This is a genomic window from Chryseobacterium sp. 27AL (assembly GCF_057815395.1).
The window spans coordinates 83,804-108,244 of sequence record NZ_JBYRIW010000007.1 but is presented as its reverse complement, the minus strand read 5'-3'; the positions used below and the strand labels follow the sequence as shown (position 1 = coordinate 108,244).

At 35.8% G+C, this 24,441-nt stretch carries 25 protein-coding genes and 1 other RNA gene; 15 read left to right on the top strand and 11 right to left on the bottom strand.

Going from position 1 to position 24,441, the window contains the following annotated elements:
• Positions 1-4: 4 nt before the first annotated feature.
• On the bottom strand, positions 5-937 hold the full coding sequence (locus AC3WV0_RS12075; protein WP_488846314.1) for an XRE family transcriptional regulator: 933 nt from the start codon (positions 935-937) through the stop codon (positions 5-7).
• A 105-nt stretch (positions 938-1,042) separates the two neighbouring features.
• Here AC3WV0_RS12075 and AC3WV0_RS12070 point away from each other — a divergent pair, with 105 nt between their 5' ends.
• The 7 genes from AC3WV0_RS12070 to rpoN all read left to right on the top strand — a co-directional run bounded on the left by AC3WV0_RS12070 (position 1,043) and on the right by rpoN (position 6,732).
• Entirely contained in the window at positions 1,043-1,717 is a 675-nt protein-coding gene (locus AC3WV0_RS12070) for an LA_2272 family surface repeat-containing protein (protein WP_488846312.1), read from the top strand.
• A gap of 4 nt (positions 1,718-1,721) precedes the next feature.
• Positions 1,722-2,321: a CDP-alcohol phosphatidyltransferase family protein gene (locus AC3WV0_RS12065; RefSeq protein ID WP_488846311.1), complete on the top strand. Its 600-nt coding sequence runs from the start codon at positions 1,722-1,724 to the stop codon at positions 2,319-2,321.
• A 24-nt stretch (positions 2,322-2,345) separates the two neighbouring features.
• The gene (locus tag AC3WV0_RS12060; protein ID WP_488846310.1) at positions 2,346-2,990 is read left to right on the top strand and encodes a hypothetical protein; all 645 of its coding nucleotides are present in this window, start codon (positions 2,346-2,348) and stop codon (positions 2,988-2,990) included.
• Positions 2,991-3,082: 92 nt separating this feature from the next.
• Positions 3,083-4,531, top strand: coding sequence for an asparagine--tRNA ligase (gene asnS / locus AC3WV0_RS12055; RefSeq protein ID WP_488846309.1), 1,449 nt, complete (start codon positions 3,083-3,085; stop codon positions 4,529-4,531).
• 79 nt (positions 4,532-4,610) lie between these two features.
• Positions 4,611-4,826, top strand: coding sequence for a DUF2683 family protein (locus AC3WV0_RS12050; protein ID WP_488846308.1), 216 nt, complete (start codon positions 4,611-4,613; stop codon positions 4,824-4,826).
• A complete protein-coding gene (locus AC3WV0_RS12045; RefSeq protein ID WP_488846307.1) occupies positions 4,814-5,125 on the top strand; it encodes a type II toxin-antitoxin system RelE/ParE family toxin in 312 nt (103 codons plus the stop codon). The genes AC3WV0_RS12050 and AC3WV0_RS12045 overlap by 13 nt, the downstream gene beginning before the upstream one ends.
• Positions 5,126-5,268: 143 nt before the next feature.
• Positions 5,269-6,732, top strand: a complete 1,464-nt coding sequence (rpoN, locus tag AC3WV0_RS12040) for an RNA polymerase factor sigma-54 (RefSeq protein ID WP_488846306.1) — start codon at positions 5,269-5,271, stop codon at positions 6,730-6,732.
• Between the two features lie 76 nt (positions 6,733-6,808).
• Here the strand turns inward: rpoN and AC3WV0_RS12035 are convergent, their stop codons facing one another.
• From AC3WV0_RS12035 to AC3WV0_RS12025, 3 genes are read right to left on the bottom strand one after another with little or no spacing between them, the layout of a single operon-like run.
• On the bottom strand, positions 6,809-8,431 hold the full coding sequence (locus tag AC3WV0_RS12035) for an AMP-binding protein (protein ID WP_488846305.1): 1,623 nt from the start codon (positions 8,429-8,431) through the stop codon (positions 6,809-6,811).
• A 59-nt stretch (positions 8,432-8,490) separates the two neighbouring features.
• Entirely contained in the window at positions 8,491-9,165 is a 675-nt protein-coding gene (locus tag AC3WV0_RS12030; protein WP_089998032.1) for a DUF8845 family protein, read from the bottom strand.
• A complete protein-coding gene (locus AC3WV0_RS12025; protein ID WP_042722258.1) occupies positions 9,158-9,649 on the bottom strand; it encodes an RNA polymerase sigma factor in 492 nt (163 codons plus the stop codon). Before AC3WV0_RS12025 ends, AC3WV0_RS12030 begins: the two co-directional genes overlap by 8 nt.
• Before the next feature lie 155 nt (positions 9,650-9,804).
• Between AC3WV0_RS12025 and rnpB the strand changes: the two genes are divergently transcribed.
• An RNA gene (rnpB, locus tag AC3WV0_RS12020) (RNase P RNA component class A) lies at positions 9,805-10,128 on the top strand.
• Positions 10,129-10,216: 88 nt separating this feature from the next.
• On the opposite strand, the gene AC3WV0_RS12015 is transcribed toward rnpB, so the two are convergent.
• Both AC3WV0_RS12015 and AC3WV0_RS12010 read right to left on the bottom strand, forming a co-directional pair.
• Positions 10,217-11,086, bottom strand: a complete 870-nt coding sequence (locus AC3WV0_RS12015) for a polyphosphate kinase 2 family protein (protein WP_488846303.1) — start codon at positions 11,084-11,086, stop codon at positions 10,217-10,219.
• A gap of 86 nt (positions 11,087-11,172) precedes the next feature.
• Entirely contained in the window at positions 11,173-11,640 is a 468-nt protein-coding gene (locus AC3WV0_RS12010) for a DUF1573 domain-containing protein (RefSeq protein WP_488846302.1), read from the bottom strand.
• A 128-nt stretch (positions 11,641-11,768) separates the two neighbouring features.
• Between AC3WV0_RS12010 and AC3WV0_RS12005 the strand changes: the two genes are divergently transcribed.
• From AC3WV0_RS12005 to AC3WV0_RS11980, 6 genes are all read left to right on the top strand, one after another.
• A complete protein-coding gene (locus AC3WV0_RS12005; RefSeq protein WP_488846300.1) occupies positions 11,769-14,399 on the top strand; it encodes a valine--tRNA ligase in 2,631 nt (876 codons plus the stop codon).
• A 64-nt stretch (positions 14,400-14,463) separates the two neighbouring features.
• On the top strand, positions 14,464-15,099 hold the full coding sequence (locus tag AC3WV0_RS12000) for a DUF4241 domain-containing protein (RefSeq protein WP_488846299.1): 636 nt from the start codon (positions 14,464-14,466) through the stop codon (positions 15,097-15,099).
• A 46-nt stretch (positions 15,100-15,145) separates the two neighbouring features.
• Complete coding sequence (locus AC3WV0_RS11995) at positions 15,146-16,036, top strand: ribokinase (RefSeq protein ID WP_488846298.1); 891 nt, start codon at positions 15,146-15,148, stop codon at positions 16,034-16,036.
• A gap of 87 nt (positions 16,037-16,123) precedes the next feature.
• Positions 16,124-16,966 (top strand): alpha/beta hydrolase family protein, encoded by an 843-nt coding sequence (locus tag AC3WV0_RS11990; protein ID WP_488846297.1) that lies wholly within the window; start codon positions 16,124-16,126, stop codon positions 16,964-16,966.
• Positions 16,967-17,611: an HD domain-containing protein gene (locus tag AC3WV0_RS11985; RefSeq protein WP_488846296.1), complete on the top strand. Its 645-nt coding sequence runs from the start codon at positions 16,967-16,969 to the stop codon at positions 17,609-17,611.
• 41 nt (positions 17,612-17,652) lie between these two features.
• Positions 17,653-18,240 carry a hypothetical protein gene (locus AC3WV0_RS11980; RefSeq protein WP_488846295.1) on the top strand — a complete coding sequence of 196 codons (588 nt, stop codon included), beginning with the start codon at positions 17,653-17,655 and terminating at the stop codon, positions 18,238-18,240.
• 57 nt (positions 18,241-18,297) lie between these two features.
• Here AC3WV0_RS11980 and AC3WV0_RS11975 read toward each other — a convergent pair whose 3' ends face one another.
• From AC3WV0_RS11975 to AC3WV0_RS11955, 5 genes are all read right to left on the bottom strand, one after another.
• A complete protein-coding gene (locus AC3WV0_RS11975; RefSeq protein ID WP_488846294.1) occupies positions 18,298-18,528 on the bottom strand; it encodes a hypothetical protein in 231 nt (76 codons plus the stop codon).
• A gap of 190 nt (positions 18,529-18,718) precedes the next feature.
• The gene (locus AC3WV0_RS11970; protein ID WP_488846293.1) at positions 18,719-19,609 is read right to left on the bottom strand and encodes a DUF72 domain-containing protein; all 891 of its coding nucleotides are present in this window, start codon (positions 19,607-19,609) and stop codon (positions 18,719-18,721) included.
• A gap of 101 nt (positions 19,610-19,710) precedes the next feature.
• Entirely contained in the window at positions 19,711-21,369 is a 1,659-nt protein-coding gene (locus AC3WV0_RS11965) for a ribonucleoside-diphosphate reductase subunit alpha (RefSeq protein ID WP_089998021.1), read from the bottom strand.
• A gap of 101 nt (positions 21,370-21,470) precedes the next feature.
• Complete coding sequence (locus tag AC3WV0_RS11960) at positions 21,471-22,187, bottom strand: toll/interleukin-1 receptor domain-containing protein (RefSeq protein WP_488846292.1); 717 nt, start codon at positions 22,185-22,187, stop codon at positions 21,471-21,473.
• A 19-nt stretch (positions 22,188-22,206) separates the two neighbouring features.
• Complete coding sequence (locus tag AC3WV0_RS11955; protein ID WP_488846291.1) at positions 22,207-23,181, bottom strand: ribonucleotide-diphosphate reductase subunit beta; 975 nt, start codon at positions 23,179-23,181, stop codon at positions 22,207-22,209.
• A gap of 422 nt (positions 23,182-23,603) precedes the next feature.
• Between AC3WV0_RS11955 and AC3WV0_RS11950 the strand changes: the two genes are divergently transcribed.
• Complete coding sequence (locus tag AC3WV0_RS11950; protein WP_089998018.1) at positions 23,604-24,293, top strand: ABC transporter ATP-binding protein; 690 nt, start codon at positions 23,604-23,606, stop codon at positions 24,291-24,293.
• Positions 24,294-24,441 lie beyond the last annotated feature (148 nt).

Sequence of the window (24,441 nt, the reverse complement as noted above, 5' to 3'; positions counted from 1 at the left end):
ACTTTTAACGATTCACTTTTTCATATATCCTTTCAATCTGTACATACATTTTATTGAAAAATATTTTCCGGTCCCGATTGCCGGAAGTATTCAGTGACTTTGAATTTTTGATCTGATGCTCAAAGTAATTCTGTGTTTCTTTACAGGTTTTTTCATCGTTAATTAAAATATATCCAAACATATTAGTAGGAATCGCAAAAAGAGATTGCTGCGGGTGATGGAAGAAAATGTCATTCGAAAGATGCATTAGTTCATTTTCATATAAATGAAATTTTGGATTGCTTTCTGTTTTCTGTTCAATATATTCTATTAATTCCTTCAGTTCTTTTAGGATGATCTGTGCTTCATGATTTTTCAGAAGGCCGGTTTCGTAATAGTAAATAATCTGCTGTAAAATACTAGAAACCGTCATGTCGTTCCATAATTCAATCACATTTTGTTCTTCATATTTTTTTCTTAGCTCTTTAGTATTTAGGTGGAAATTTGGAGAAGAGAATTGCAGGAAAGGGACGAAAACCTGTTTGGCATTCAGCAGATTCATCCAGACATAAATTTTAAAACGGGAAAGCAATGTATCGGAAAGCGTATAAAAAAACGGAATGTCTTTCGCTGAATAATAGATTGTCATTTCATCGCTGAGGGGAAGATTTTCGAAAACATGAAGGTTGTTTTTAAAGAAAGATTCCAAATCCTCAGTTTTAGCTACAGCAGAAGTTTTTCTCACAACGATTTGATGATCAGAAGCCTGGAACTGATCTAATGAAATCTGAAAATATTTTGCCAGTTCTAGAGCTTCCTCAAAACTGAATTTCGCTTTCAGGGAAGTTCTCCGGTGAGCAGCGTCATAACTTATATTAAGAATATTTGAAATTTCGTCATTAAGAGACTTATCACCAATCTTTCTCCGAATCTGCCTGAGTAAAAGTTCCTGATGCATGTTTTGCGATTTTCACAAATTTAGAAATTTATTTTAATTTTTTCCGCATTCATTTGCGCAGTTTCTGCTAATAATTTTGAATCATCAATTTTTAAATAATGAATTATGAAAATACGGATTTTATTAATAATGAGCCTTTTAATAATTAATTTTATTAAAGCACAGGAGGATACTTTGAAGATACAAAACGCAAAATTAATCGCTTTAACTCCTTTAAATAAAAAAACAGATAAAGTAAATGGTTTGGCTTTTGGGTTAGGTTTTGATTCAAAATACATTGTTAAAAAGCAAGATACCGAACTACTTCAAAAAGTAAATGGCTTAAATATAGAGGTTAACCCGTTAGGTATTTTATTTTGGATGTTGTACGATCCGGAAAAAGATCAGGATACAGAATTTATAAAGATTAACGGACTTAATATTTCAGCGGCAGGCTATTTAAAAGGCATCAGTCATAATGGACTCACCCTTTCTCTTTATAATTACGGGCATACAATGAATGGCATTTCAGGAACTTTTTTTACTACTTATATTGAAGCAGGAAACGGTTTTTTTGTCTCAACTTTAGGTGTTCATTCCAAAAAATTGAATGGTGTGAGTATTTCGATTTTTAATCATGCAGAAATAATGCGGGGGATACAAATTGGAGGATATAATTCCAACAAGGATGGAAAAGGCATGCAGATAGGTCTTATCAATAAGTCTGAAAAATTGAAAGGGCTGCAAATCGGCTTGTGGAATAAAAATGGAAAAAGAAGTTTACCAATTATTAATTTTTAGAACCATGAAAACTATACCCTATATTTTAATTGCTATAAGATTTATTCTTGCTCCGATTATCATTTTATTAGCTTATTTCAAAGGAGAAGTGTCTGGATTTTTTATTTTAAGTTTAATGTATTTCGGACTATTGACTGATATTTTTGACGGAATCATCGCCCGGAAAGTTGGCGTGTCTTCTGAAAAATTGCGGAGGCTGGACAGCCAGACCGACCTGATTTTCTGGCTTTCATTAGGATTTGCAGTGTACTTTTTAAACCCTGACTTGATAAAAGATGAATGGATCGGCATTCTTTTAATCCTGAGTATGGAAGCGCTTTGCTACATCATAAGCATTCTGAAATTTAAAAAAGAAACCTGTACCCATGCTTTTTTATCTAAAATGTGGGGAATAAGTTTGCTGATTGCTTTTACCTATCTCATCGGATTCCAAGAAGCTGGATGGGCATTTTATCTTACAGCTATTTTAGGATTTATCGCGCATATTGATGTAATTCTTATTATCCTGATTCTCCCGAAATGGCAATATGACGTTCCGAGTTCCTACCATGCATGGAGGATCAGGAATGGGAAAAGTATTAAGAAAACAGTTTTATTTAATTAAACCAAATTTTAAAATAAAATAATTATGAAAACTTTAAAATTGAAAATTATTCTCATTCTACTTTTTGTTGCATCTAGAATAGGTATTAATGGGCAGTTTAAAACAGTCGAAGATAGTCTGGATTATGAATTACATTATAAGAAATATTATGATTGTAAATATGAACCGGGATATGTTTTAATTATTCAGAAAAAAGGAAAAATAATTGATCCTGCAAAAAGCTGGAAACCCACAAAAGAAGGATTTGCCATTAGAATGGAAGGAATTTATGATCTCGAATTTAATGATGGAAAACGTTACAGATCAGGCGTTATCAAAAATATTACAAAAGATTCTCTCACCATTTCTTCCACGATGAATGAAAATTGTGCAAAATACGAAGGAATAAAATATGAGCTTTTTACGTATTCCATAAAGGATATTATGATCGCAAGATTTATAAATGACAGATCATTAGGAATTTTCAGCAGGAAGAAAATAAATGACGATTATGAAGTCTTCGCTATGAAAGTTGATAAGGCGAAATTGTGCCCTGCGGTATTAACATTTCCGAAAAGAAATAATGAAGTAAAAGTCTGTCACTATTATTTAACGGATCAGGGCTACGATATACTTTTCGAAACAAACGGTTTTCTGGATTATATGCAATACCCTGTTTACTGGCAATAAATATAAAATTAAAAGAGGATAACTATTTAAGTCTTAAAACGTTTTTTGTACCTTTGCACTCATTAATTTTTATACAAAAATTTAATCAACAAATGAAAAAGCAGACAATTAAGGAAATCCTTGAGGATTACAAGAAAGTATTACATCATGACATTACGGTTTACGGCTGGGTGAGAACATTCCGTGCCAATCGTTTCATTGCTCTTAATGATGGTTCTACAATTAATAATTTGCAAATTGTTGTTGATTTTGAAAATTTTGATGAGGAAATCATTTCTAAAATCAGTACGGCATCTTCTCTGAAAATTGTTGGTGAAGTCGTTGAAAGTCAGGGAGCAGGGCAGGCTGTAGAAATTTTAGCTAAGAAAATTACGGTTTTAGGAGACAACTTTACGGAAGAAAGAGATAAAACGATTCTTCAGCCAAAAAAACATTCACTGGAAACTTTAAGAGAGCAGGCTCACTTAAGGTTCAGAACAAATTTATTCGGAGCGGTTTTCAGAGTGCGTCATGCCGTGAGTTTTTCCATCCATTCGTTCTTCAACCAGAATCAGTTTTTTTACATCAATACACCTGTCATAACAGGAGCTGATGCGGAAGGAGCAGGGGAGATGTTTGGTGTTACAAATTTCGATTTAAACAATATTCCGAGAGACGAACAGGGCGATATTGATTTTGCACAGGATTTCTTCGGTAAAAAGACCAACTTAACGGTTTCCGGACAGCTTGAAGGAGAAACGGCAGCGATGGGATTGGGAAGAATCTATACATTTGGACCAACTTTCCGTGCAGAGAACTCGAACACCACAAGACACCTTGCAGAATTCTGGATGATCGAACCTGAAGTTGCTTTCAATAACCTTGAAGATAATATCGATCTTGCGGAAGATTTCCTGAAATATGTGATTCAGTATGTTTTGGATAACTGTAAAGATGATCTAGACTTCTTAGACAAGCGTTTTGCGGAAGAACAAAAATCAAAACCGGAAAAAGAAAAGGCGAAAGAAGGTCTTATTGAAAAGCTTGAAAATGTGGTTTCCAAACGTTTCAAGAGAGTGTCTTATACAGAAGCGATTGAGATTTTATTAAACTCTAAAGAGAATAAAAAAGGAAAATTTGTATATCCTGTTGAAAAATGGGGAACAGATCTTCAGTCAGAGCACGAAAGATATCTGGTAGAAAAACATTTTGAAAGCCCGGTGGTTTTGTTTGATTATCCGAAGGAAATTAAAGCTTTCTACATGAAACTCAATGAAGATGGTAAAACTGTTGCAGCGATGGACGTACTTTTCCCTGGAATCGGTGAAATCATCGGAGGTTCTGAGAGAGAAGCCAGATTGGATGTTCTAAAGCAGAAGATGGCAGATATGCATGTTGATGAGCATGAGCTTTGGTGGTATTTGGATACCAGAAAGTTCGGTTCTGTACCGCATGCCGGTTTCGGTTTAGGATTGGAAAGATTAGTTCTTTTCGTAACGGGAATGACGAACATCAGAGACGTAATTCCTTTCCCGAGAACGCCAAAGAATGCAGAATTCTAAATATTATTTTCTAAAAATATCAAAATCCTTCTGAATGATACAGAGGGATTTTTTTATTAACTTTACTAAAATTTTGGAAATGAATACTATTACGATACATACGGATAATGAAAATCAAATTAATCTGCTTACAGCTCTTTTAAAGGAATTGAAAATTAATTTTGAAATTAATAAAGAAGAGCATCTAACAGAATGGCAGAAAAAAAAATTGCTTGAAGGTATTGATCAGGCTGATCGTGGAGAATTTGTTACCGACCAGGAAGCTAAAAAAATTCTGGATCAATGTTTCAAATAAAATGGACAAGAAATGCTTTGTTTTCTTTTGCTGATACTTTAAAATTCTGGAATATCCATAATTCTTCTGAGAAATATTCCAGGAAATTAAGAATGGAGGTCGAAAAGAAGGAAAGGCTCATTTCTAAGAATCCAAACATTGGTTCTTTATCAGAAATTGAAGGAGTACGCTATGTATTGATTGATAAAAATTTTTCTCTTTATTATAGAATTAATGATGATGTTATTGAAATTCTCGCATTCTGGGACAACAGAAGAAATCCTGATTCACGAAGTCTAGAATATAAGAAAAAGCCCTGAAAATAATACTTCAGGGCTTTTCTGTTTATTTTTAAATAGCTTATTATGCACAGTGTAATGCAAAAATCGTGCTAAAATTTATTTTTGTCAAAATATTTTACTAAATTCGTACAATATGTTATGTTAAAACACAATCTAGTAATATGCTTAAACAACACTTACAACTCAAATTAGGACAAAAGTTGGCACCTCAGCAGATCCAGTTGATGAAGCTGATTCAGCTTCACACGTTGGAATTTGAAGAGGAACTTGAAAGAGAGTTAGAAGAAAATCCTGCATTGGAAATTGTAAAAGAAGAATCTAAAGAGGATGATTTTTCCTCTCTGGAAGATAACTATGAAGCTGAGGGTACAGAAAGCATTGAGACAGATTTTGATGTAGACCAATATCTTTATGATGATGAGCCGAGCTATAAAACAGCTTCCAGCAACTATTCTCCCGACGACGAAGAATTTGATAATGAAAGTCTTTTAACAGAAGGTCAGTCTCTTTACGATTATCTTCTTGAGCAAATCCATTTGGTAAATATCAGTGAAGAAGACGAAAAAATCGCAGAATACCTTATCGGAAACCTTGATACAGACGGATACCTGAGAAGGGAAATTAAATCGATTGTGGATGATCTTGCTTTTTCCCAGGGAATTTATACTACAAAAGAAAAGGTAGAAGATATTCTCGAAAATTATATCCAAAAACTGGATCCACCTGGAGTGGGAGCGAGGGGCTTACAGGAATGTCTTCTCCTGCAGATTGAGAAAAAGGTGAGCTCTGACAAAGCTGTTTCTCTTGCTGCCAACATCCTGAGATACCAGTTTGATGCGCTTACCAACAAACATTATAATAAAATCATTCAAAAATATGATATTGAGGAAGAGGATTTGAGGGATGCACTGGATGAAATCTCAAAATTGTCTCCTAAAGTAGGAGGAAACTTCGATACACAAACCATTACGATCAATCAGGAAATTATTCCGGATTTTGTTATACAGGTAAAGGACGGGCAGGTTGTTCCGATGTTGAACAGTAAGAACGCTCCAACGTTAAGGGTTTCCGAAGAATATAAAGATATCCTGACAACCTATTCTCACGATAAAAACTCATCAGAACACAAGCAGGCTGCTTTATTCATTAAACAGAAGCTTGATGCTGCAAAATGGTATATTGATGCCATCAATCAGCGCCAGAATACTTTATTGCAAACGATCACAGCAATTGTAAAATTCCAGAAGGATTATTTTATTACTGGAGATGAAAAGTCTTTAAGACCAATGATTCTGAAAGATGTAGCAGATATCACAGGCTTTGATATTTCTACGATTTCAAGGGTGGTAAAAAGTAAATATGCCGATACACCAAACGGAATTGTTTATCTTAAAGATCTGTTTTCAGACAGTCTTACGAATGATGACGGGGAAGAAGTTTCTACAAAAGAGATTAAAACTCATCTTCAGGAGGTGATCAGTAAGGAAAATAAAAGAAAGCCTCTTACTGATGATGCTTTGGTAGTGATTCTGAAAGAGCAGGGATATAATATTGCCAGAAGAACAATTGCCAAATACCGTGAACAGCTCAATATTCCGGTAGCACGATTAAGAAAAGAACTTTAAAATATAGTAAAGCACTTCAGAACGAAGTGCTTTTTTACTATTGGCTTTAAGTTTTGCCTGAAACTTAGGATGCAATTTAAGCTTTAATATGCTCAAGACCAAGTTCTTTAATGGAGATTTCTCTCATTTCAACTTTTCTTATTTTACCTGAGATGGTCATGGGAAATTCATCTACAAACTTCCAGAATTTCGGAACTTTATAATGGGCTATCCTTCCCTGACAGTAATCTACAAGCTCTTTTTCGTGTACTGTAAAACCTTTTCTTAGTTTTACCCAAGCCATTACTTCCTCTCCGAATTTCTCACTAGGAACTCCTATGATCTGAACATCCAGAATATTGGGATAGGTGTAAAGAAAATCTTCAATTTCTTTAGGGGAAATGTTCTCTCCTCCACGGATAATCAGGTCCTTTATTCTTCCTGAAATCGTAATATATCCTTCTTCATCCATTGTGGCAAGATCTCCCGTGTGCATCCAACGGGAATCATCGAGAACTTTCTTTGTGTTTTCCGGGTCATTCCAGTATTTAAGCATGACCGAATATCCCCTGGTGCAAAGTTCACCATGTTCTCCTCTTTTAACGGTTTTTCCATTTTCATCAATGATCTTGATTTCCAGATGATCCTGAACAGTTCCCACGGTATGAACCTGCTTCTCAAAAGGTGTCCCGATTAAAGTCTGCGTTGAAACCGGAGAAGTTTCCGTCATTCCGTAGCAGATGCTCATTTCTTTAATATTCATAAGGCTTTCCATCTTTTTCATAATTTCGGGCGGACATACTGAGCCGGCCATTACACCCGTTCGCAGGCTGGAAAAATCAAAGCTATCAAAATTCTTTACGGCCAGTTCGGCAATAAACATCGTCGGAACGCCATATAAGGAAGTACATTTTTCATCAGAAACAACTTTCAGTGTAATTTCAGGATCGAAACTATCATTAGGAATCACCATACAGGCGCCATGCGCGGTACAGCACATATTTCCGATTACCATTCCGAAGCAGTGATAGAATGGTACAGGAATACAAACCCTGTCTTTGTCAGAATATTTCAGCCTTATTCCTATAAAATATCCGTTATTTAAAATATTATGATGAGAAAGCGTAACGCCTTTTGGAAATCCTGTAGTGCCGGAAGTGTATTGAATATTTACCGGATCATCAAACTGTACATGTTCTTCGAAGCTGTGCAGCACATCGTCTGAAATATGCTGTCCGTTATTAAGGAAGTCCTCCCAATTGTCGTCAAAGAAAATCTCTGATTGTAAAGTTGAGCAAAATTCACGGGCATCGGCGATCATATTCTTGTAATCGCTTGATTTAAAATGTAGCGAAGAAAAAATATGTGACATTTCCGATTGATTAATCACGAAAATCAACTCGCTGGTCCGGTACGCAGGATTGATATTGACGAGAATGGCTCCTATTCTTGCGGTAGCATATTGTAAAAGTACCCATTCATAGCGATTGGCCGACCAGATTCCGATGCGGTCGCCTGCCTTTGCACCCAGAAAGATTAATGCTTTAGCGACGGCAGTGGTCTGATTATAGAATTCCTGATAGGTCGCGCGGTAATCTTGGTGCACACAGACCAATGCTTCATTATTAGGGAATTTTTCTACGGTCCTTTTAAGATTATTTCCAATGGTTTCTCCTAACAAAGGAATGTCAGAAGCGCCATGAACATAGGATATTTGCATAAGGTGGAGATTTGATAAAATAAAATTAACAATTATATCTTAAACTCCTGCTTTCTAAATTACATTTCCTGAGAATCAATTTCCTTAAGCTGTTTGAGGTTTTTATCGAGCTTGCTCATAATAATTCCGTATACCAGCCTGTAATAAAGCCAGATCAGCAATACTGAAAATGCTGTTGTAAGAATAACTCCTACCACAAATATTATCATCGCAGAGTTTTTAGGCTCTACGTTCTGTGAGTTTAAAGAATAAAATATAAAAATGGTAAAAATAGAAGTAAAAGCCACCAGTAAAAGAATACTGATTAAGATAAAAGCATTTACGGTTTTTTTGAATTTAATAATCCTTGTAATCAATCCTTTAAGGTTTTCTTCAATTCTTATTTTGCGGTAATTCAAATAAAATTTATAAACAAAATAAGCCGTAACGCTAATGCTTAATACTTTTAATATCCAGTAAATAGTATCAAAACTGCTTTCAACTTCAGGCGTCTTCTGCGCTCCCAGCTTTTCCAGAATATTCAGAAAACCATTATCTTCTTCTGTCTGAAAGAAATAAAATATCCCCATTACCGAAAACAGTAAAAATTCTGCTACGCTGATCCAGAAAATGTATTTCACATAATTTCGTGATTTTCTGTTGAGCATCTGAAGGATTTCATTATCGTCGTATTTCTGCTGAACAGGTTGTTCCTGCCATGTTTTCTTAAAGCTGTCTAAATCAAATTCAGGCATATTTTTCCATCTTTTCTTTAAGGGTTTTCTTTAATCTGTTCATTTTCACACGAGCATTGACTTCGGTGATCCCGAGGTTTTCTGCAATATCCTTGTAAGGCAAATCATCCAGATACATCATTACGATCGCTCTTTCTACGTTCGGGAGCGTTTTTATTACAGTATACAAAAGTGATACCTGCTGTTGTTTTTCGTCATCATCTTCAATAAAATCTGCATGATTGATGTCCAGCTCGTTGGTAGGCAGGCTTTTGCTTTTTTTCCTGAAAAGGGTAATGGCTGTATTAAGGGCAACACGGTACATCCACGTAGAGATTTTGGAATTTCCTTTAAATGAGTCGTAACTTCTCCATAACTGTAAAACAATTTCCTGGAAAAGATCTTCTTCATCCTCCAAAGAATTCGTATAAAGACGCGAAACCTTGATAATCAGACCCTGATTATCTTTAATAAGCTGCGCAAATTCTTTTTCCTTTGAAGCCAATGCAGATGTATAATTTAGTGGTACGAAGATAAAGAAAATATCAATTTAATAATGTAATAATTTAACAATCTAGCAATTATTAAAGTCAGCGTAATTTTTCATTGTTATATTGTTACATTGCTAAATTGTTACATTAAATTGTATCTTTGCACCCACGAGAAAGTCGGCTTGTTGATTCCTGCTTCGGCAGGGGTAGGAAAGTCCGGACACCGTAGAGCAGCAAAGCGGATAACATCCGTCACCCGCGAGGGTAGGACAAGTGCAACAGAAAGGATGTACAGTTCGGCTGTAGTGAAATCAGGTAAACTCTTTGTGGTGCAATGATAAGTATATCGGTTCTTTTCAGCAATGAAAATAGGAGTTGCTCGCTCTGAAAGCCGAGGGGTAATCAGCTAAAGTTTTGCAGCAATGTAAAACACAGATAAATAACAGGCACTTCTTCGGAAGAACAAAATCCGGCTTACAGATTTTCTCGTGGTTTTTTAAAAAGCTGGAAGTTAGAAGCTTGAAGAGGGAAGTTTTTAACATAGTAATTTTAAACCTCCAGCTTCTGTCTTCCATCCAAATTTATTCACTTTCCAGTTGTTTTTTAGCTTCCTCTAATCCGGCTTTATCTTCTTCAGAAAGTTCAGGATATTTAAGATTCATTTTCTCCAGCGCATCAATAATAATCTGAATGGCGGCTACTCTTGCAAACCATTTATCATCTGCCGGAAGTACAAACCAGGGCGCATAATCTTTCGATGTTTCGTTGATGGCGGTTTCGTAACAGTCCATATATTTATCAAAAAGTGCTCTTTCAGGCAGGTCGGCAGCAGAAAACTTCCAGTTTTTTTCCTGTTCATTAATTCTGTCAAGAAGTCTTTTCTTCTGCTCATCTTTAGAAACGTGTAAAAATATTTTTACGATGGTTGTTCCGTTTGTAGTCAGGTGCTTCTCAAAATTTCTGATGCTTTCATACCGGTTTTCCCAAAATTTTTCATCAAAATCTTTTACGGATTTCCATGTTTTTTCGTTCAGATTATATTCGGGGTGAACTTTACATACCAATACGCTTTCGTAATGGGATCTGTTAAAAATACCGATCATTCCCTTTTTAGGTAAAGCGAGGTAATGTCTCCAAAGGAAATCGTGTGAATATTCTCTTGAGCTCGGAGTTTTAAAACTTACAACATTACATCCCTGCGGGTTTACCCCTCCGAAAACATGTTCGATCATGCTGTCCTTTCCGGCGGCATCCATCGCCTGAAGTACCACTAAAAGTGACTTACTGTCATCGGAATATAATCTTTCCTGAAGCTCACGAAGTTTTACTTTTTCAAGAATAAGCAACTTTTCGCCTTCTTCTTTCGTTAGTTTTCCGTTATATGATGTTGAATGTTTTTTTATTGAAAATTTTCCCTTTATCAAAAAGTCATCTGAAAAGTTGATATCCATATTATTTAATTAAAGATTAAATCAGTTACTTAAATATAATAAAAAACCGCCTCCATGAGACGGTTCCTTTATTTTTTGAGTAGAAATTACTTTGCGGCAGCAACTTTTTTAGCATTTTTAGCAGCTTTTTTGTCAGCCTTAGCTTTAGCTTTTAGTTCTGCAGGAGTTAATGGTTTTGGATCCGGAGCATTTGGATCTACATTTCCTTTGATGTAAATTACGCTTCTGCTGTTAACAGGGTCATTAGAAAATACTTCGATCATTTTGTTGAATCCGCCATTGATAGCCGTGTTGTATCCAACCTTGATCTGAGCAGATTTTCCCGGCATAATAGGATCTGTCTTAAATTCAGGGGTTGTACATCCGCAAGATGCTTTTACGTTTGAAAGAACAAGAGGCTTGTCACCTGTATTCGTTACTGTAAAAAATCTTGTACCATCTGAGCTAGGCTTGATTGTACCGTAGTCAAAAGTAGTTTTGTCGAATGTAATAGTTTGTGCAGATGCTAATGCGAATGTTCCGAATAATGCAATTCCTGCGATTAATTTTTTCATATTCTTGAATATTAAATATGTTGTTAGATAAATTTTAAGAAACAAAGTTAAAAATTATTTTAATTCATACTTAAAATTTTTTTTCTTTAGACTATTTTTGCAAATTGTAAATTAAAGTAATAGAATTTATGCAGATTTCAGAAAAGTACAATCCACAGGAAACAGAACAAAAGTGGTACAATTACTGGTTGGAGAATAACTATTTCCATTCAGAACCGAATGAAAAGCCGCCTTACACTGTTGTCATCCCTCCACCAAACGTTACGGGGATTTTGCACATGGGGCATATGCTGAATAATACCATTCAGGATGTTCTGGTCCGCCGTGCAAGAATGCAGGGATTCAACGCCTGCTGGATTCCGGGGACAGACCACGCCTCCATTGCTACGGAAGCGAAGGTTGTTGCCAAACTGAAGTCTGAAGGAGTCAATAAATCCGATATTACCCGCGAAGAATTCTTAAAACATGCCTGGGACTGGACCGACAAATACGGAGGAACAATCCTGGAGCAGCTAAAAAAGCTGGGTTGCTCTTGCGACTGGGACAGAACGCGGTTTACCATGGAACCAAAACTTTCTCAGCAGGTTATCAAATCTTTTGTTGATCTTTATAATAAAGGATTGATCTATCGCGGTTACAGAATGGTAAACTGGGATCCGGAAGCAAAAACCAATATTTCCGACGAAGAAGTAATCTTTAAAGAACAAAACGGAAAATTATATTTCCTGAAATATGCCATCGAATCTTCGACAGGCTCAGATACCGACGAATATTTGTCGGTTGCGACAACCCGTCCCGAAACTATTTTCGGAGATACTGCTATTTGTATCAATCCTAATGATGAAAGATATGCTCATTTAAAGGGGAAAAAAGTAATCGTTCCGATTGTAAACAGAGTAATTCCGATTATTGAAGATGAATATGTGGATATTGAATTCGGAACAGGTGCCTTGAAAATTACGCCGGCTCACGATGTTAATGACTACGAAATCGGGCAAAAGCACAATCTTCAGATGATTGATGCTCTGGATGATGACGGAAATCTTAATGAGTACGGGTTACATTACGCCGGAAAAAACAGATTTGAGGTAAGAAAGCAGATCGCAAAAGAATTAGAAGAAAAAGATCTTTTGTTAAAGGCAGAAGATTATGTAAATAAAGTGGGAACTTCCGAAAGAACGGGTGCGGTGATCGAACCTAAAGTTTCTGTACAATGGTTCTTGAAAATGTCTGAAATTGCAAAACCAGCTTTGGATGTTGTAATGGATGATGAGGTTAAATTTTATCCTGAAAAATTCAAAAATACCTACAAGCACTGGATGGAAAACATCCGCGACTGGAACATCTCCCGACAGCTTTGGTGGGGACAGCAAATTCCTGCTTATTATTATGGTGATGGAGAAAATGACTTTGTCGTTGCAGAAAACATTGAAGAAGCATTAAAACTTGCAAAACAAAAAACCAACAACGATCAACTTACAACCAGCAACCTAAAACAAGACGAAGATGCGCTTGATACCTGGTTCTCATCATGGTTGTGGCCAATGTCAGTTTTCGACGGACTGCTTGATCCTGAAAATAAAGATATTAACTATTATTACCCAACTTCAGATCTGGTGACGGGTCCTGATATTATTTTCTTCTGGGTAGCAAGAATGATCATGGCAGGTTTGGAATACCGAAAAGAGGTTCCGTTCAAAAATGTCTATTTTACAGGAATTGTAAGAGATAAGCAGAGAAGAAAGATGTCAAAATCTTTAGGAAATTCTCCGGATCCGCTTGAATTGATGGATAAATATGGAGCAGATGGCGTTCGTGTCGGAATTTTGTTAAGTTCTGCGGCAGGAAACGATCTTCTTTTTGATGAAGATTTAATGTTGCAGGGAAGAAATTTCATGACGAAGATCTGGAATGCTTTCCGCTTGATCAATATGTGGAATCATGAAGATAAATCTGCAAATGATACTGAAAATCAGACAATCGAATGGTTTGAAAATAAATTAAATAAAACCATTGCTGAAATCAGCGATCAGTTTGAAAAGTTCAGAATTTCTGATGCCTTGCATTTGATTTATAAATTAATCTGGGATGATTTCTGTGGTTGGTATTTAGAGGCCATTAAACCAAATTATGGAGAAGGAATTTCTAAAGAAGTTTATCATAAAACCATTTATTTCTTTGAGGAATTAATGAAATTGCTTCATCCGTTTATGCCTTTCTTAACAGAGGAATTATGGCAGACAATTTCTGAAAGGAATACTGAAGAAGCACTGGTTATTGCTCAGCAGAAAAAAGCAGAAGCTTTTAATGAAGAAGTTATTAAAAACTTTGAAACTGCAGCAGAACTGATTTCCGGAGTTAGAAATTACCGTCAGACAAAAGGAATTTCGCCAAGAGAAGTCGCTGAAATTTATACCAATGCGACAGCTTTTGCGAATGAAGCTGTCATCAGAAAGCTGGCCAATGTTTCAGAAATTCATTTCGAAACAAAAACCGACAAGCCAAGTTTCACATTTTTGGTAGGAGCGACAGAAATTTCGATTCCTTTAAGTGAAAACCTTGATTTGGAAGAAGAAAAAAAGAAGACTGAGGAAGAATTAAAATACTTAAAAGGATTTTTAATCTCTGTAGACAAAAAGCTTTCCAACGAAAAGTTTGTTGCCAATGCAAAACCTGAAATCGTAGAAGTTGAGCGCAAAAAACAAAAAGATGCACTTGATAAGATTGCAATTTTAGAAGAGAAATTAAAAAGTTTATAATAAAAGGTTTAGGTTAAGGTTGAGTCTCGCTTAGCCTGAACCTTAATCTTAGCCTGAATATAACATGACACATTTAGAAAACATAAAAAAACTATTCTCCAGAAACTTCATAGAAAGTCCTTTGCTTGAAAGTTTTGAGGCGGGTAAAATTTATCTTTCCAGCGGAAAGCTTGTTGCTTGTGATCCGTTGATTACAAACGATATGAAACCTTTTACTACCGAATTTCCTAAGGGAGATTTTTCAGTTCTTGTGCATAAAGAAAGGGAAAGCAATTGTGTAGCATACGCAGAAATTATTTTCAGTCAGGAAGCGATTGCTGACTGGAAGCTTGCTACGACAGAAGGACAAAATGTAAAGGAGCTGGAGGAAGGAGAAGTTTTCGGATATCCTGTAGAAAGTGGGATGGGATGTTTCATGGACACGGATACACAAAATACGCTTAATGATCTTGAGCAAAGATTATATCACAGTAAAGGAGTAGATTTCATGGGTATTTACGAAGAGTTTTTCCACGAATATTTTTTTGATGAAAACGGAGCGATTGATCAATATGCATTTTTAAAACCTTCTGAAGATCATCCTGGAACTATTTTTGCCTTTGAAACCGGATATGGTGAAGGATTTTACGCAAGCTATATTGCTTATGATAAAAATAGTGATCCGGTAAAAATTGTGACTGAATTTATAGAAATCAGCTAAAGTTATTCATCATCATAATCAACACCAACACACAAATTATTAAAATATGAATTTCTCATCAGAACAACCGAAAATTGTAGTTGTAGGAAGCTCATCAATAGATCTTATTCTGGAAACCGGAAAGCTTCCCGGAAAAAACGAAACAGTCATTGCTGCTACTTCAGAAAGTTTTTTTGGAGGAAAAGGAGCCAATCAGGCTGTTGGTGCTGCAAGATTGGGGGCCAGTGTGCACTTTATCGGTTGTGTGGGAATGGATCCGCTCGGACAGCAGATCATGAGAAATATGATCAGTGAAAATGTGAACGTCGATTTCGTTTTTGAAACAGATCATGATGCAAGTGGTACAGCTTATGTGACAACTTCGGCTGGAAATTCGGCTATTGTTGTGGTTCCGGCTGCGAATAATTATTTAAGTACACAGCATGTAGAATCTGCAGACCGATATTTTCAGACGGCAGATCTCGTTCTTCTCCAGCTGGAAGTTTCTATGGATGTTGTTGAGTATACCATTAAAAAAGCTAAAAATTACGGCAGAAAAGTTGGACTTTACGCATCACCGGCTCAGCGGCTCAAAGATGAAATCATTGAAGATCTTGATTTTATTATCGTAAAGAGTAACGAACTGCATATTCTTTTTGGGGAAGATCAAAGAGAAGAGATTCTGAAAAAATACTTTAATAAAGTTTTTGTGCGTGACGACATCAATTCGACCGTATATTTCGATGGCACCGAAATGAAATATTGCAGGAATGACAAAGACAGTGCAATCTATAAATTGGGAATGGGAGATGCTTTCACTACGGGATTTTCCGTTGCATTGTGTCATAATAATGATATTCATGACTGTGTAAAATTCGGAAATGAAGTTTCTGCAAGAGTTTCTGCAAAAAAAGGTTCTCAGACAGGACTTCCCAGATTATCGGATTTTACTTCATAAACTATTTGTTACATATCGAAGTTTTAAGATTTAGCTCAAAATTTAAACTAATATTTCCACTTTTATAGTGGATTTTTTCTTTTATCTATGGAAAAGTTAGTTCTTACTACAGAAGATTCTTTCTTGATCGCAGCTCATATTTTTTTGCCTGAAAAAAGCAATCATAAACTTTTGCTTATCAATTCTGCAACAGGGGTTAAGCAGCATGTTTACTTTTCTTTTGCGAAATATTTTTCCGAAAAGGGATTTACCGTTCTTACTTACGATTATCGTGGGATCGGACTTTCAAAGCCGAAAAATATGAAAGGTTTCAAAGCTTCTATGAGAATCTGGGGATCGAAAGATTATAAAGCATTAACGGACTATATTAAAATTAATTTTAATGATTATCAGAAATTCTGCCTTGGCCATTCTGTCGGTGCTTTAATTTTAGGAATGAATAAAGACTCAGATATTTTTGACGAATTTGTCTTCGTAGGAACTCAGAATGCATTTGTAGGAAATTTAAAATTCAGAACAAAAATAGAAGCGTATCTTGGCTTTGGGATCGCACAACCGGTAATGACAACATTATTAGGCTATTTCCCGGCGCAATGGTTTGGATTGGGAGAAAGTCTTCCGAAAAATTGCGCATATGACTGGAGAACCTTAATTTTAAACAGAAAATCAACCAACGGTTTATTAGAAAAAACCGATGATTATTCTGAAATTTTAACACAGAAAGCATTCGTGATCAGGGCTGAAGATGATGTATGGCTTACCGAAAAAGGCGTGAAGAGTCTTCTCAATGATACTTATCCTAATTTGAGGCCTACTTACAGATTGATCAAAACTTCCGAATCCGAAAAAGGAGAGATCGGGCATGTTAACTTTTTTAGAAGCTACAATAGAAAGCTCTGGAATATTATTATTTTAAATGAATTGATATAAATGAAGAATCTGATTGAAAACACCGTAGAATTTGTCAAAGAAAAGCTGAAAGGCGCCGAAGCCGGCCACGACTGGTATCATATTGAAAGAGTTTGGAAACTGTCTAAAAATATTGCCGAAACGGAACAATGCAATATTGAAGTTGTCGAATTGGGAGCGCTCCTTCATGATATAGCCGATCCGAAATTTCACAATGGTGATGAAACGGTTGCTCCTAAAGTTTCACGTGAGTTTCTGGAAAACCAGGACGTCCCGGAAAATATTATTGAGAAAGTTTTATTTATTATTAAAAATATTTCGTTTAAAAACAGGGCAGAAGCTCCTGAACATCTTCCTGTTGAGCTCAAGATCGTTCAGGATGCCGACAGGATTGATGCAATTGGTGCAATCGGAATTGCCAGAACATTCAATTTCGGAGGTTTTAAAAATAATCTGATGTATGATCCTGAAATTAAGCCCAAACTGAATATGTCGAAAGAGGAATATAAAAAGTCGAATGGAACAACTGTAAATCATTTCTACGAAAAACTTCTCCTTTTGAAAGACCTCATGAATACACAGAAAGGAAAGGAAATTGCTGCTGAAAGACATGAATTTATGCTGCAGTTTCTCGATCAGTTTTATAAAGAATGGAACGTCAGCTGATATTTCTGCTGAAAGCTTATTAAAATAAGTATCTTTGCAGTATGGTATTCATTGTTTTGGCTATCTTCTGGGCTTTGGTAATCTCTCTTCTTTTGTCTAAAATTAAAAGAGGGAAAGGAGCCGAATGGGCAAAATTGTTCCGTATTGTCAGTATCGTATTTTCAATTTCTATTTTTACGTATTGGTTTATTAAGAAAAGTTCCGTAGGAATTGTAGAGAATTCTTTGGCGTTGCAGGTGATCAATAAACTTCCTCAACCAATTGATTTCTATGTGATAACGCTTAACGATTCTGAGGTAGGTAAAGTGATTGATACAAAACACATCGGGAAAGTACGACCTGAGTATTACAGGATTGAATATCTTACAATGGATAAGTCTGATGAATACTGGATTGTCGGTTATTTAGGGAAAAATCTTGTGTATTTTTCACAACATGCACTTCCTAATAAAAATATAGACCAGATCATTGAAACAAGGAATTATATCAATCAAAGTGTAAAGCTTTCAGATCTGGCTAAAAAGCAGATAGAAGCTTATAATTATGAGAACATAAAGGTAGGAATCTGGGTGACACTCGATTTTCTTCTTTTATTTCTTAATCTTATGCTGCTGATGAGAAGAAAATAAATATCCGGCTTGCGAAGCAAGCCGGATATTTTATGAAAACTTTATTGAACTAAAAAATTAAGGATAATCTAAAATCAGCATTATTCTTTCCTTAAATTCTTCAGGACATTTTCTGATAATTTTATCTTTGTTTTGTTTACTGATTTGCTTAGGTTCCAGCCATTCTGTGACATCGGAGCTTAAGCTGTTGTTATCATAAACTCTTTTGATTTTGTCGTTTTCGTAAAAAATATACTCATCTCCAAGAAAGCTTGTTGAGATGCTTATTTTGCATATTTCCTTTTCCATATTTGTTGTTTTTAAAAGTATTATTTAATTAAAGTTATCATACTTTTAAATTAATAATTTTTATGATATGAAAAAGGTTTTAGCGACTAATTTTTTTTTCGGCAAAAAAGGTTAATTTTTTTTATTTAAAATATAATTCCAGTTAAAAATATTCCACTAAAAAGTGAGTAAAGTTAAAATAGACCAGCTGTTAAAATAATGTGCCTGTACTTTCCGTCGCCATTTTTGGGATGTGAAGGTCCGTTTTCCACTCTTCATTCATTTTTTTTATAAAATAGGCAGATAATAAAGGTGAAGCTTTTTCAATATTTTGGTGTACAAAAAAGTAAACATTTTGAAGTCCTTCTTTTTTCCATTTTGTAAGACGTTTCATCCAGCCATCCAACCTGTCATAATCACTTTCTGCATTGGCTCCTACATAACGGATAAACGCTGTAGGTGTTGTAAGGCGCATATGAAGCATATCTCTTCTGCCGGCCGTATCTACAATGATATTCGTAATATTATTGGCTTCAAAAAGCTCGCAGGTGGTATTGAAAATATTTTCATCGGTAAACCATTCGGTATTTCTTAGCTCAATAGCTAATGGTACTTCTTTCGGCCAGTCCTTAACGAATTTTTCCAGTCTGTCATAGTCTTTAGGTTTAAAGTTATCATGAAGCTGAAGAAATACCATTCCCAACTTTTCATCAAAATTCAGCACCGAAGTAGCAAATTGAGTTACTGGTTCAGTAACATCAATTAATCGTCTGAAATGAGAAACCGTATTCGTAATTTTAGGGAAGAATTTAAAATTTTCAGGCGTTTTCTCTTTCCAGGTCTGTACCTGATCAGGCGTGGGCATTCCATAGAACGTCGCGTTCAATTCGATAGAGTTGAACTGGGTTGCGTAATACGTCAATTCATCCTTTGTCCCTTTAGGATAAAATCCTTTCAGATCGGTTTTGTTCCATTTGGCACATCCGATGGAAATGTTTTCGAGCCCTTTTTTATTATGGCTTAAAATTTCTTTGGTTGACGGGTGATCTTTGGGTAATGTAAAATCTATCTTTGAAGGATCCTCTACTTGTCCGAATTTCATATCTTATTTTTTTAGTGTTATTCTTTAAACAAATTTAAAATAAAAAAGCACGCCGTAAAAGCGTGCTCAATTGAATATGTAGTGTTTATTATTTGAGAATCTTAAGCTTCGCAAGCGGTGCAGGTAACAAAGTTTACCATCATCTCTTTTGAAACAGAAGAACTTCTTTGATAATAAAGAGTTTTTACCCCTTTTTTCCATGCTTCGATGTAAAGATAATTCACATCTTTCACCGGCATTGTAGAAGGAATCTGCAGGTTCAATGACTGAGCCTGGTCAATATACTGCTGTCTTTGTGCAGCCTGTGAAATAATTTCCATCGGAGAAATTTCTTTAAATGTTTTAAATACTGCTTTCTCTTCATCCGTTAATTCTTTCAGGTGCTGTACAGAACCGTGGTTTAACATAATAGTTCTCCATGTTTCCTCGTTATCCAAACCTTTTTCAGCCAATAATTTTGCCAGGTATTTATTCTTACGCATAAAGTTTCCTTTTGCAAGACCTGCTTTAAAGTAGTTCGATGCAAATGGCTCAATTCCAGGAGAAGTTTGTCCCAATATAGCAGAACTTGAAGTAGTAGGCGCAATCGCCATTGTCGTGGTATTTCTTAGTCCGTAACCTTTCAGTAATTCTGGTTCTCCATAGATATTTGCCAGTTCTCTGGAAGCCTGCTCTGCCTGTTCTTTAATTCTTCTGAAAGCCCTTGCGTTGAATTGTGTAGCCTCAAAACTTTCAAAAGGAATCATATTTTTCTGAAGATAAGAATGATATCCTAAAACACCCAGTCCTAATGCTCTGTGTCTCATAGCAAAATTTCTCGCTCCCTGAAGATAATAATTTCCTTCGGTTTTATCGATAAATTCGGATAGAACGGCATCCAGGAAATAGATCGCCAGTTTCACCGCATCTGTATCTTTCCATTCATCATACAGCTCAAGATTCATGGAAGATAAACAGCAGATGAAAGATTCTTCCATCGTTGAAGGAAGCATGATTTCTGAGCAAAGGTTACTTGCATTAACTGTTAATCCTAAATCTTTGTAAACCTGTGGTTTATTTCTGTTTACGTTATCGGTAAAGAAAATATATGGAAGTCCCTTTTGCTGACGGCTTTCCAATACTCTTGCCCAGACTTTACGTTTTTCCATATCTCCGTCGATCATATCCTGCATCCAGTAATCCGGAACGCAGATTCCTGTAAACAGGTTCTGGATCGGACTTCCGATGTCTTTAATGGATAGGAATTCTTCAATATCTCCGTGATCGACATCAAGGTACGCTGCAAAAGCACCTCTTCTTACACCGCCCTGAGATACCACATCCATTGCCGTATCAAAAAGTTTCATGAAAGAAACAGCTCCTGAAGATTTTCCGTTATCTGTTACGGCGGTTCCTCTGTTACGAAGTTCCCCAAAATATCCTGACGTTCCTCCACCGATCTTTGTCTGCATGATGACTTCGCCCATTTTGTGGGTGATTCCTTCGATACTGTCCGGGATGTGAACGTTAAAACAAGAAATAGGAAGACCTCTCTGGGTTCCCATATTGGCCCAAACCGGTGACGAGAAGCTGATCCATCCTTTCGTGATCATTTCCTTGAAAGCCGGCTGAAGCTCAGGTTTATACAATCTTTTTGCTGCAGCCGTGGTAATTCTGTCGATAGCACCTTCTACTGTTTCCCCTTTCAGCAAATAGCCTCTGTTGAGCATTTGCTCGGACTCTTCATTGAGCCACCATATATTTGTATTTTGTTCCTCCATAGTTGTTATATTTTCGAAATTCCTGAACGGTTTTAAGGCTCAGGAATTTTGTGCTTTTTAATTATTTGTCATTCCAAAGAATGAATAGCTAAACTCTAATTTTACGCTTCAATTAATGTATCTTCTGAAGTTACTAATTCTGCTAACTTAGCAGCAATCTCTGCCATTGTTTCCTCTGAAGTACTTAAACCGCTTCTTGAACCAAGCAATGGACTAGCGTCACGTAAATGCTCATAAGTTGTATTATGAACAATTGGAATAAGTAAGTCACGAGCCAATAAAGCAGATAGCTCTTTATCTGCAATTCCCCCATTCTTGATGCGATTAAGAAATGAAGGCGTAACTAATACGATTCCTACTTTAGATTTTGCTAATCCTTTATCAATTTCACGTAATAAGGGTGAACCTAGTAGAACATTCTTTTCACTAAACCATACAGAAACACCTTTTGACTCTAATAGATCGTACAATTCTTTAGCAGACTCTTTACGATCATCCCAAGCATGACAAAGAAAAATATCACATAAGTCTGGTAAATTAGAACGTTTTTCAACATTTTCACGTATAGGTGTAAGAGTTTTTATCTCTTCTGGTGTATATAGTATAGTTGAACTGATTGAAGACCAACTAGCTTTTTTACTTCTTGATTTACTTCCGTTACTACTATTACTACCCGAACCGCTCGAAGAAGATGAGTATGAAGTAGAATAATAAGAAGGAGAGTAATAATTACGGCTATAACGACTACTACACGCAGGACAGTTTTCTGCTGCACTTGCTGAACGATGACCATGAACTGGTGCTGTACATCTTGCCATTTTTTAATTTAAGTTTTTGTTAAAATAAATCGTTCGCCGTAATACTCTTGTCGTGTTTTGTATAATCCACCGGTCTTTTGGCAAAAAAATCATCCATTGAATTGGCGAAAACTTCCTCTTCAAACCATACCATTGGGCGGTATTGTTCAGGAGACACATTATATCTTGTATTCATGTTGATTTTCTTTAAACTGTCGTCAACACGATATTTCATGAAGTTTAATAAATCTTCTTTTGAGAATACGTTTAATTCTCCCAATTCGAAGATCCAGTCAAGAATTTCTCCTTCCAGTTCAACAGATTGGTCAACAAGAGTATAGATATCTTCAATATCAGAATCGGTCAACAATTCAGGCTGTTCCTCACGGATTTTATTGATCAGGTAGATTCCGGCGTTGGCGTGAATCTGCTCATCAACGGAAGTCCATGCGATGATGTTGGAAACATTTTTCATGTATCCTTTAAACCTTGTGAAAGAAAGAATAATCGCAAATTGTGAAAAAAGCGAAACGTTTTCGATCAGGATGCTGAATAACAGAAGAGAAGAAACATATTCTTTCGGAGTTGCTGAATTGGCGTGTTTCAGAACATTTGACAAAAAGTCAATTCTCTTTTTTACAGCAGGGATTTCAATAACATTCAAAAATTCTTCGTTGTAGCCTAATACTTCCAATAGACGGGAATAAGCCTCAGAATGGCGGAATTCACATTCTGCAAAAGTTGCCCCTAAACCATTGAATTCCGGTTTTGGAAGATGGTTATACAAATTCCCCCAGAATGTTTTTACGGATACTTCAATTTGCGCGATGGCAAGAAGTGCATTTTTTACAGCGTGTTTTTCGTGTGGCTCCAACTGTGAATGAAAATCCTGAACATCTGCAGTAAAATCCACTTCTGAGTGCACCCAAAACGACTTGTTGATCGCCTCTACGAATTGAAGAACCTCAGGGTATTCAAATGGCTTATAGCTTACTCTTTTATCAAAAATTCCCATATTTTAGAATGTCTTAAAAATTAAATAATAGATCGATGTGGATAAAGTTCAAAAAAATATACAACGTTTTGATTTGTTGTCACTTAGGGTTAAAAGTTATTAACCCGAAAAGTGTTTTATTTTTTGTGATGTACAAGTACAAAGTTAGAAAACAAGAACTGTATTTAAAAGGGTGAAACACTAAATGATTGAGTTTTAACCGTAAAAGTTTTCCACATTTACATGAAAACCGCTTAGATACTGGCTTAGAAAAGAATATGCCGCAAAAATACATCGTATCAGTGATTTAATATTAAACATTAATTTGTAATGTATTATAAATAAAGGCGAAATACATTAAACGGTAATTTAATTAAAGAATTTTCCATTCTGCGTAACAAATTAAAATTTATATCTACTTATTGGATAAAACATACCACTTAATGTTAGTAATTCAGGATTTACATAAGTCATACGATACCGGGAAAAGTAAGCTGCATGTTCTTAAGGGAATTAATCTTACTATTTCCGAGGGTGAATTTGTTTCGATCATGGGAAGTTCCGGTTCCGGAAAATCGACCCTGCTTAATATTATCGGTATTCTTGATGAAAAAGATTCAGGTATTTATGAGCTGGATGGTGTTCCAATTGAGCATCTTTCGGAAGTGAAGGCTGCAGAATACAGAAGTAAATTTTTAGGATTCATTTTCCAGTCTTTTAATCTGATTGGTTATAAAACAGCTTTGGATAATGTTGCCCTTCCTTTATATTATCAGAATGTTCCCAGAAAAGAACGGGAGCGTAAAGCAATGGAGTATCTGGAAAAAGTCGGACTTGCACAGTGGGCCAATCACTTGCCTAATGAGCTTTCCGGAGGACAGAAACAAAGAGTTGCCATTGCAAGGGCATTGATCACGGATCCTAAAGTTGTACTTGCCGACGAACCGACAGGAGCTCTGGATTCTAAAACAACGCACGATATCATGAAACTTCTGCAGGATATCAATAATGAAGGAAAGACCATTATCGTGGTAACTCACGAACCTGACGTGGCTGCACAAACCAAACGAAACGTTATTTTAAAAGACGGCATCATCGAAAGTGATGAGTTTATTAAGCAGCTGGTGCTTTAAGGTGAATAGTGAATGGTCAATTTTGCTTCGCAAGTGAATTTTTTGCCGGATAAAATTTGACAATAGACCAAAATAAAAATACACAAATGAACACGAAAAAAAAGAAAAATGTTTTTAAATCTAAATCATTATAAACTTGATGTTTATA

Coding starts and splice junctions, on each gene's coding strand:
- AC3WV0_RS11990 (WP_488846297.1), top strand. CDS start 16,124: ATGGAAAAGTTAGTTCTTACTACAGAAGATTCTTTCTTGATCGCAGCT.
- AC3WV0_RS12000 (WP_488846299.1), top strand. CDS start 14,464: ATGACACATTTAGAAAACATAAAAAAACTATTCTCCAGAAACTTCATA.
- AC3WV0_RS11975 (WP_488846294.1), bottom strand. CDS start 18,528: ATGGAAAAGGAAATATGCAAAATAAGCATCTCAACAAGCTTTCTTGGA.
- AC3WV0_RS11960 (WP_488846292.1), bottom strand. CDS start 22,187: ATGGCAAGATGTACAGCACCAGTTCATGGTCATCGTTCAGCAAGTGCA.
- AC3WV0_RS12015 (WP_488846303.1), bottom strand. CDS start 11,086: ATGGATATCAACTTTTCAGATGACTTTTTGATAAAGGGAAAATTTTCA.
- AC3WV0_RS12070 (WP_488846312.1), top strand. CDS start 1,043: ATGAAAATACGGATTTTATTAATAATGAGCCTTTTAATAATTAATTTT.
- AC3WV0_RS11980 (WP_488846295.1), top strand. CDS start 17,653: ATGGTATTCATTGTTTTGGCTATCTTCTGGGCTTTGGTAATCTCTCTT.
- AC3WV0_RS12050 (WP_488846308.1), top strand. CDS start 4,611: ATGAATACTATTACGATACATACGGATAATGAAAATCAAATTAATCTG.
- AC3WV0_RS11985 (WP_488846296.1), top strand. CDS start 16,967: ATGAAGAATCTGATTGAAAACACCGTAGAATTTGTCAAAGAAAAGCTG.
- AC3WV0_RS12045 (WP_488846307.1), top strand. CDS start 4,814: ATGTTTCAAATAAAATGGACAAGAAATGCTTTGTTTTCTTTTGCTGAT.
- asnS (WP_488846309.1), top strand. CDS start 3,083: ATGAAAAAGCAGACAATTAAGGAAATCCTTGAGGATTACAAGAAAGTA.
- AC3WV0_RS12065 (WP_488846311.1), top strand. CDS start 1,722: ATGAAAACTATACCCTATATTTTAATTGCTATAAGATTTATTCTTGCT.
- AC3WV0_RS11995 (WP_488846298.1), top strand. CDS start 15,146: ATGAATTTCTCATCAGAACAACCGAAAATTGTAGTTGTAGGAAGCTCA.
- AC3WV0_RS12035 (WP_488846305.1), bottom strand. CDS start 8,431: ATGCAAATATCCTATGTTCATGGCGCTTCTGACATTCCTTTGTTAGGA.
- AC3WV0_RS11950 (WP_089998018.1), top strand. CDS start 23,604: ATGTTAGTAATTCAGGATTTACATAAGTCATACGATACCGGGAAAAGT.
- AC3WV0_RS11970 (WP_488846293.1), bottom strand. CDS start 19,609: ATGAAATTCGGACAAGTAGAGGATCCTTCAAAGATAGATTTTACATTA.
- AC3WV0_RS12075 (WP_488846314.1), bottom strand. CDS start 937: ATGCATCAGGAACTTTTACTCAGGCAGATTCGGAGAAAGATTGGTGAT.
- AC3WV0_RS12060 (WP_488846310.1), top strand. CDS start 2,346: ATGAAAACTTTAAAATTGAAAATTATTCTCATTCTACTTTTTGTTGCA.
- AC3WV0_RS12010 (WP_488846302.1), bottom strand. CDS start 11,640: ATGAAAAAATTAATCGCAGGAATTGCATTATTCGGAACATTCGCATTA.
- AC3WV0_RS12030 (WP_089998032.1), bottom strand. CDS start 9,165: ATGCCTGAATTTGATTTAGACAGCTTTAAGAAAACATGGCAGGAACAA.
- AC3WV0_RS12005 (WP_488846300.1), top strand. CDS start 11,769: ATGCAGATTTCAGAAAAGTACAATCCACAGGAAACAGAACAAAAGTGG.
- AC3WV0_RS11955 (WP_488846291.1), bottom strand. CDS start 23,181: ATGGGAATTTTTGATAAAAGAGTAAGCTATAAGCCATTTGAATACCCT.
- rpoN (WP_488846306.1), top strand. CDS start 5,269: ATGCTTAAACAACACTTACAACTCAAATTAGGACAAAAGTTGGCACCT.
- AC3WV0_RS11965 (WP_089998021.1), bottom strand. CDS start 21,369: ATGGAGGAACAAAATACAAATATATGGTGGCTCAATGAAGAGTCCGAG.